Raw genomic sequence first — 6,031 nt, 5'->3', positions numbered from 1 at the left:
GTATTAATCCATAATTTACAAATATTTACATATTACCCACTTGAAACCTGCTCTCATGAGCAGGTTTTTTTGTGCTCTATCATTGAAATTAATATTTTAATAAATATAATAACGCAACTGATATAGATTATCATTTCGATATAAAGGACTTTACCAATGAAAAAATTGCTAACTCTTTCAGCTCTAGCATGTAGCGCAATCGCACCAACGGCTGCAATCGCTGCTGAAGAAGTAAACGTATACTCTTACCGTCAACCTTTCCTTGTTGAACCTATGTTTGATGAGTTCACAAAAGAGACAGGCATCGAGGTGAATGTTAAGTTTGCTAAGAAAGGTTTAGCAGAGAAGCTAGCTCAAGAGGGCGAATACAGCCCAGCTGATGTGGTATTAACTGTTGATATCAGCCGTCTATCTGAGCTAACTGAAAAAGGTTTAGTTCAAGCTGTAGAAAGTGATGTTCTAGAAAAGAATATCCCAGCTCAGTACCAAGACACAGCTAACGAGTGGTTCGCTCTAACAACTCGTACACGTAGCGTTTACTCTTCTCGTGACCGTGTTGGTCGTCTAGGTGAAGATTTCACTTACGCTGATCTAGCTAAGCCAGAATTCAAAGGTAAAATCTGTACACGTAGTGGTAAGCACCCATACAACGTTTCTCTAGTATCTTCGATGATTGCTCACAAAGGTGAAGCTGAAACGAAAGAATGGCTAGAAGGCGTAAAAGCAAACCTAGCACGTAAGCCTCAAGGTAATGACCGTGCACAAGTTAAAGCGATCAAAGAAGGTCTATGTGACGTTTCTCTTGGTAACAGCTACTACCTAGGTAAGATGGTTAACGATAAAGAGCAAAAAGCTTGGGCTGACGCTGTTTACCTTAACTTCCCTAACCAAGAGACAACAGGTACTCACGTAAATATCTCTGGTATGGCAATGGCTAAATTCTCTCCAAATAAAGAGAACGCAGTTAAGCTGATGGAATTCCTATCTGGTGACGTGGCGCAAGGCATGTACGCAGAAGTGAACTACGAATACCCAGTTAAAGCTGATGTTAAACCTTCAGAGCTTGTTGCTTCTTGGGGTGAATTCAAAGCTGATACAATTTCTCTAGACCAGATTGCTGACCACCACGCAGCTGCAATCAAGCTACTAGACGAAGTTAAGTTCGATCTATAATTTTTTACTGTAGGCTTCGGCCCTAGTAAAATGACAGCCTCAAGTCGCCATTTCGGTAACTTGGGGTTGTTTTGTTTTGGAAAATCACTTTTTGATACAAAGCTCCCCGTTAATCCCCAGAGTTATGAGCATCTCACCTTGAAGTCATTACAGTATATGGGTATAAATAACCCCCCATTAAAAGGATATGAGATGTATTTGCAAATGCATTTGTGTTTCATTAAGCCTCGTTGTAGTTAGGCGATGAAAGAAAAGAATTATTTATGGAACACCAGTAGCTGCATCATTGCTGTATTGCTGGTTTTACCGATTTTAGCGATTTTTACGACTGCTGTTGGAGAAACAGATGAGCTATTTTCTCATCTTATGTCCACAGTAATGCCCACCTATACTTATAATACGGTGGTTTTAGTCATAGGAACCTTATTCCTGTCTTTGGCTTTTGGTATTCCGTCAGCTTGGATTATGGCAATGTGCCGTGTTCCAGGAGAACGCGTTTTACAGTGGGCGTTAGTGCTGCCATTAGCAATGCCAGGCTATATTGTCGGGTATATCTTTACCGATTGGTTCGACTTTGCTGGTCCGGTTCAAATTCTGCTACGAGATTTAACAGGCTGGGGGCCCGGAGAGTACTGGTTCCCAGACATTCGAACCTTGTTCGGAGCTATTATTGTTCTGTCACTTGTTCTCTACCCCTATGTTTATTTGCTATGCCGCGCGGCTTTTATGGAGCAAAATGTCTCCTTATTGCAATCCGCTCGGTTGTTAAAGTGTTCACCTTGGGAAAGCTTTCGTCGTATTTCCTTGCCGCTTGTTCGTCCATCAATGGCGGTCGGTCTATCACTGGTTGCAATGGAAACCATTGGTGACTTTGGTACCGTAAGTTACTTTGCTGTCAATACCTTAACGACTGCGGTTTACGATACTTGGTTAGGTTACTCAAGCTTAACGGCTGCTGCGAAAATATCGGCGATTATGCTGATTATTGTGATCCTACTATTGAGTTCAGAGCGATACAGCCGTCGCAAACAGAAATTATTCCAGAATCAATTCAGTAGTCGTGAAGATTTTCGTTACGACCTTTCCGGTTGGAAGAAGTGGTTAGCATTGTTTTGGTGCTGGGGGTTGGTGTGCGTCGCATTCTTGTTCCCTCTTGCCCAGTTAATGATTTATGCCTACAAATATTTTGCTCAAAGCTGGACCCCTGAATTTAGAGAGTATGCCGTTAATAGCCTTTATGTTTCGGTAGTTGCTGCAATTATTGGTGTCGTTATTGCTTTGATTGTGAACTTCAATCAACGTGTTAGCCCAAGTAATAAAAATCAGGCTTACATGCGTATCGCTTCCATGGGCTATGCCGTTCCAGGCACCGTGTTAGCCATTGGTGTGATGGTCCCAGTTTTGTTTATGGATCATTTAGTCAACGACATTGCAAAAGTGATGGAATGGACAGGACCAGGTTTGATCTTCTCTGGTTCTATGTTTGCACTTATCTTTGCCATGGTCGTGCGTTTTTCAGCGGTTGCAATTGGCAGCATTGAAAGTAGCTTGAGTAAAGTTTCTCCTTCATTGGATATGGCATCTAAAACAATGGGCTGCAATACCAACCAGATGTTACGTCGTGTTCATTTACCTTTGATTAAACGAGGCGCATTGATCGCCGGATTATTGGTGTTTATCGAATCAATGAAAGAGTTAAATGCGGCACTACTGCTACGCCCTTTCAATTTCGAAACATTGGCGACTTATGTTTATAACTATGCCTCAGATGAGCACCTAGAGTTGGCGGCGATGCCTGCTGTATTATTGGTGTTAGTGGGTTTAATTCCTCTGATTATCGTAAACCGTTCCTTGGAGCAGAAACACTAATGAGTTGTGCATTATCAATTAAAGATCTGACTTGTAAGTACGAGTCCCAAACTATTTTGGAATCTCTTTCTTTAGAAGTTGAGCATGGTGAAATTGTTTGTCTGCTTGGTGCCAGTGGTTGTGGTAAGACTACGCTGCTTAAAGCGATTGCCGGTTTGCTTCCATTGAGTAGTGGTGTCATGAGCTTGAACTGTCAAACCATCGACGATGGAGACAACTGGTTACCACCTGAGCAGAGAAACATCGGAATGATCTTTCAAGATTACGCCCTGTTTCCGCACTTGACGGTAAACCAGAATATCTGCTTTGGCCTCAAAGGTCTCTCTGATCAGCAAAAGAAAGAGAAAGTTCAAGAGATGTTGGAGCTAGTTCACTTAGATGAATTCGGTGACCGATACCCACATCAACTTTCTGGTGGTCAACAGCAGCGCGTAGCGATTGCTCGTTCTTTAGCGTACAAGCCAGACTTATTATTATTGGATGAACCCTTCTCAAATATTGATACTCAAGTTCGCCATGAGTTGATCTCTCAGATTCGTAAAATATTTAAAAAGCAGGGTGTTACTGCTATTTTTGTAACGCACAGCCGTGAAGAAGCATTCGCTTTTTCAGATAAAATGGCGGTAATGAACCATGGTGTGATTGAGCAATATGGTTCTGCATCTGAGTTGTACTTCCACCCATCGAGTAAGTTTGTTGCTGATTTCTTAGGTGGTGGTAGCTACTTGAATGCAAAGCGTATTTCAGATAATGAATTTGAAACGAGCTTGGGTCTGATAGAAGCGAAAGCACAAACTCAGATTGAAGTGGGAGCTGAATGTGCGTTGTTACTAAGACCACAGCATATCGTGGCGAGTCATGATGTCGACAGTAACCTGTCCGTGTTGGAACAACAATTTATGGGCGACCACTGTCGTTATGTGATTGAAGCTAACGGTCAGAAACTGTTAGCAACGTCTTCTGAGGCTCTAGGTGTTGGTATGCCAGTCACCGTCAAAGTAGATACCAAAGGTGTATTGGCGTTTTAATGATACGCAGTGAGTATCGTTCTGCCGAAAAGTAAAATGCATTCGTAAAAAAGCCCAGCACTTTGATACAGAGTACTGGGCAAGAGTTCTTCACCTATAGGGGTTAACAAGGCAGTGGTTTGTTAAGTCCCATTCAAAACTGCTGCACTCTATAAGTCTATAGAGAGAGGAAGTCTTTCACTTTTTGAAGAACACGTTCTGCAGTGTCTTTATCTTCCATTTCTGCGAAGATTCGCAGTAACGGCTCTGTTCCTGAGAAACGAGCGATCACCCAGCCGCCATTCTTGAAGTACACCTTGGCACCATCTTCATAGCTAACTTTTTCAATTTCGTATTCAAATTCAGGCAGTTGTTTCTCTACGTAAATCTTGGTGTAGAGCGCTTCTTTCTCTGAAGGCTTAAACTGGCAATCTCCTTCTGCCGTGTAGGCATAGCCATACTTAGAGTAGATTTCATCAAGTAACTCAGATAATTTTTTACCTGTTACACTGATCATCTCAACCAGTAAGCTTGAAGCAAATACGCCATCCTTACCTTTGATATGACCTCGAATGGTTAAACCGCCCGAGCTTTCACCACCAATCAGTGAGTCGTCGGCTTCCATTTGAGAACTGATATGCTTGAAGCCTACAGGAACCTCAAAGCTCTTTTCACCATGATCCGCAGCGACTTTATCAAGTAGATGTGTGGTTGCGATATTACGTACTACAGAGCCTTTCCAGCCTTTGTATTCCAGCAGGTAGTAATAAAGCAGTAGCAGCACTTCGTTAGGGTGAATGAAGTGACCTTTCTCATCGATGATACCCAAACGGTCGGCATCGCCGTCGGTACCAATACCAATATCATAGCCTTCAGCTGCCACTAAATGTTTTAGGCGGTATAGCGTTGCTGCATTTGGGGACGGCATAAGACCGCCGAAGTCTGGGTTCTTACCATCGTTGATTACATCGACATCACAGCGACCGTTGATCAGTACGGTTTGCAGAGCATTTTTCGCAACACCAAACATTGGATCAATCAGTACGCGCAGGTTGGCTTTCTTTATCGAGTCGATATCAATGAAGTTGATGATTGAATCAACAAAGTCGTTCATCGGGTTGATGATCTCGATTTCTTTGTCGTTTAACGCTTGTTCGAAATCGACTCGTATAACATCTTCGTTGGTCAGTGTTGCGATTTGCTGTTCGATCTTCTCTGTGATGATCTCGTCAGCATCACGGCCACCTTCAATGAACACCTTTATGCCGTTATAGTCCGCTGGGTTGTGAGAAGCGGTAATACACGCAGAGTAAATACATCCCATCTCTTTTGCTTGGAACATCACGATAGGTGTTGGAACGAACTTATCAATGAAGCTTACTTTGATGTTGTTCGCCGCAAGTACTTCTGCAAACCAGCATGCCGCTTTATCTGAAAGGAAGCGACGGTCATAGCCGATAACGAAGCCATTCTTGGCTGCATCTTCATTATTGATGATGTTAGCGAGCGCTTGCGCTACAAGGCGAACATTGTCTCTGGTGAACTCTTCACCAATGAAAGCGCGCCAGCCACCTGTACCAAATTTAATCATTAGAAAATCCTTTTAGTCTCATTGCCTCAAGTCGATAAAGACTTGAGGCAAGAGCTGTTCGTTAAATTAAGTGACTAGCCTAGAACAACGACAACGTCGTTCACGCTGCCTTCTGCTTGTACTGGGATTGCACCTTCAACTGACTCACCGTTGATAGTGATAGAGGTAACCCCTTTGCTTACTGCATTCGGGTTTTGCACTGTGATGTTGTAAGTCGCACCACGCCATTGACGAGTTACCTCGAACTCTGGCCAGTCAGTCGGGATACAAGGATCAATCGTTAAGCCTTCAAAGCCTGTGCGAACACCAAGAATGAAGTTGGTTACCGCAAAGTAAGCCCAACCCGACGTACCTGTTAACCAAGGGTGGTTTGCACGGCCGTGGTCTTGGT

5 protein-coding genes are annotated in these 6,031 nt (G+C 43.1%); 3 read left to right on the top strand and 2 right to left on the bottom strand.

The genetic code is table 11. From position 1 onward, the window contains the following. Positions 1-156: 156 nt before the first annotated feature. From AB4232_RS06140 to AB4232_RS06130, 3 genes are all read left to right on the top strand, one after another. Positions 157-1,173 (top strand): Fe(3+) ABC transporter substrate-binding protein, encoded by a 1,017-nt coding sequence (locus tag AB4232_RS06140; protein WP_012604721.1) that lies wholly within the window; start codon positions 157-159, stop codon positions 1,171-1,173. Positions 1,174-1,416: 243 nt separating this feature from the next. Beyond that, entirely contained in the window at positions 1,417-3,042 is a 1,626-nt protein-coding gene (locus tag AB4232_RS06135; RefSeq protein ID WP_372086615.1) for an ABC transporter permease, read from the top strand. Then, a complete protein-coding gene (locus tag AB4232_RS06130; protein WP_372086613.1) occupies positions 3,042-4,070 on the top strand; it encodes an ABC transporter ATP-binding protein in 1,029 nt (342 codons plus the stop codon). The genes AB4232_RS06135 and AB4232_RS06130 overlap by 1 nt, the downstream gene beginning before the upstream one ends. A gap of 157 nt (positions 4,071-4,227) precedes the next feature. On the opposite strand, the gene AB4232_RS06125 is transcribed toward AB4232_RS06130, so the two are convergent. Together AB4232_RS06125 and AB4232_RS06120 are read right to left on the bottom strand one after the other, a co-directional pair. Continuing rightward, on the bottom strand, positions 4,228-5,640 hold the full coding sequence (locus AB4232_RS06125) for a phosphoglucomutase/phosphomannomutase family protein (protein ID WP_017103854.1): 1,413 nt from the start codon (positions 5,638-5,640) through the stop codon (positions 4,228-4,230). Between the two features lie 74 nt (positions 5,641-5,714). Then, positions 5,715-6,031 (bottom strand): GH36-type glycosyl hydrolase domain-containing protein (locus tag AB4232_RS06120; protein ID WP_372086611.1); only part of this gene is annotated, 317 nt, incomplete at its 5' end.

The sequence above is a fragment of the Vibrio sp. 10N.286.46.A8 genome (assembly GCF_041470165.1).
GTDB lineage: Bacteria > Pseudomonadota > Gammaproteobacteria > Enterobacterales > Vibrionaceae > Vibrio > Vibrio tasmaniensis_A.
The sequence above is the reverse complement of the archived record's forward strand: the minus strand, read 5'-3'. Positions and strand labels throughout refer to the sequence as shown.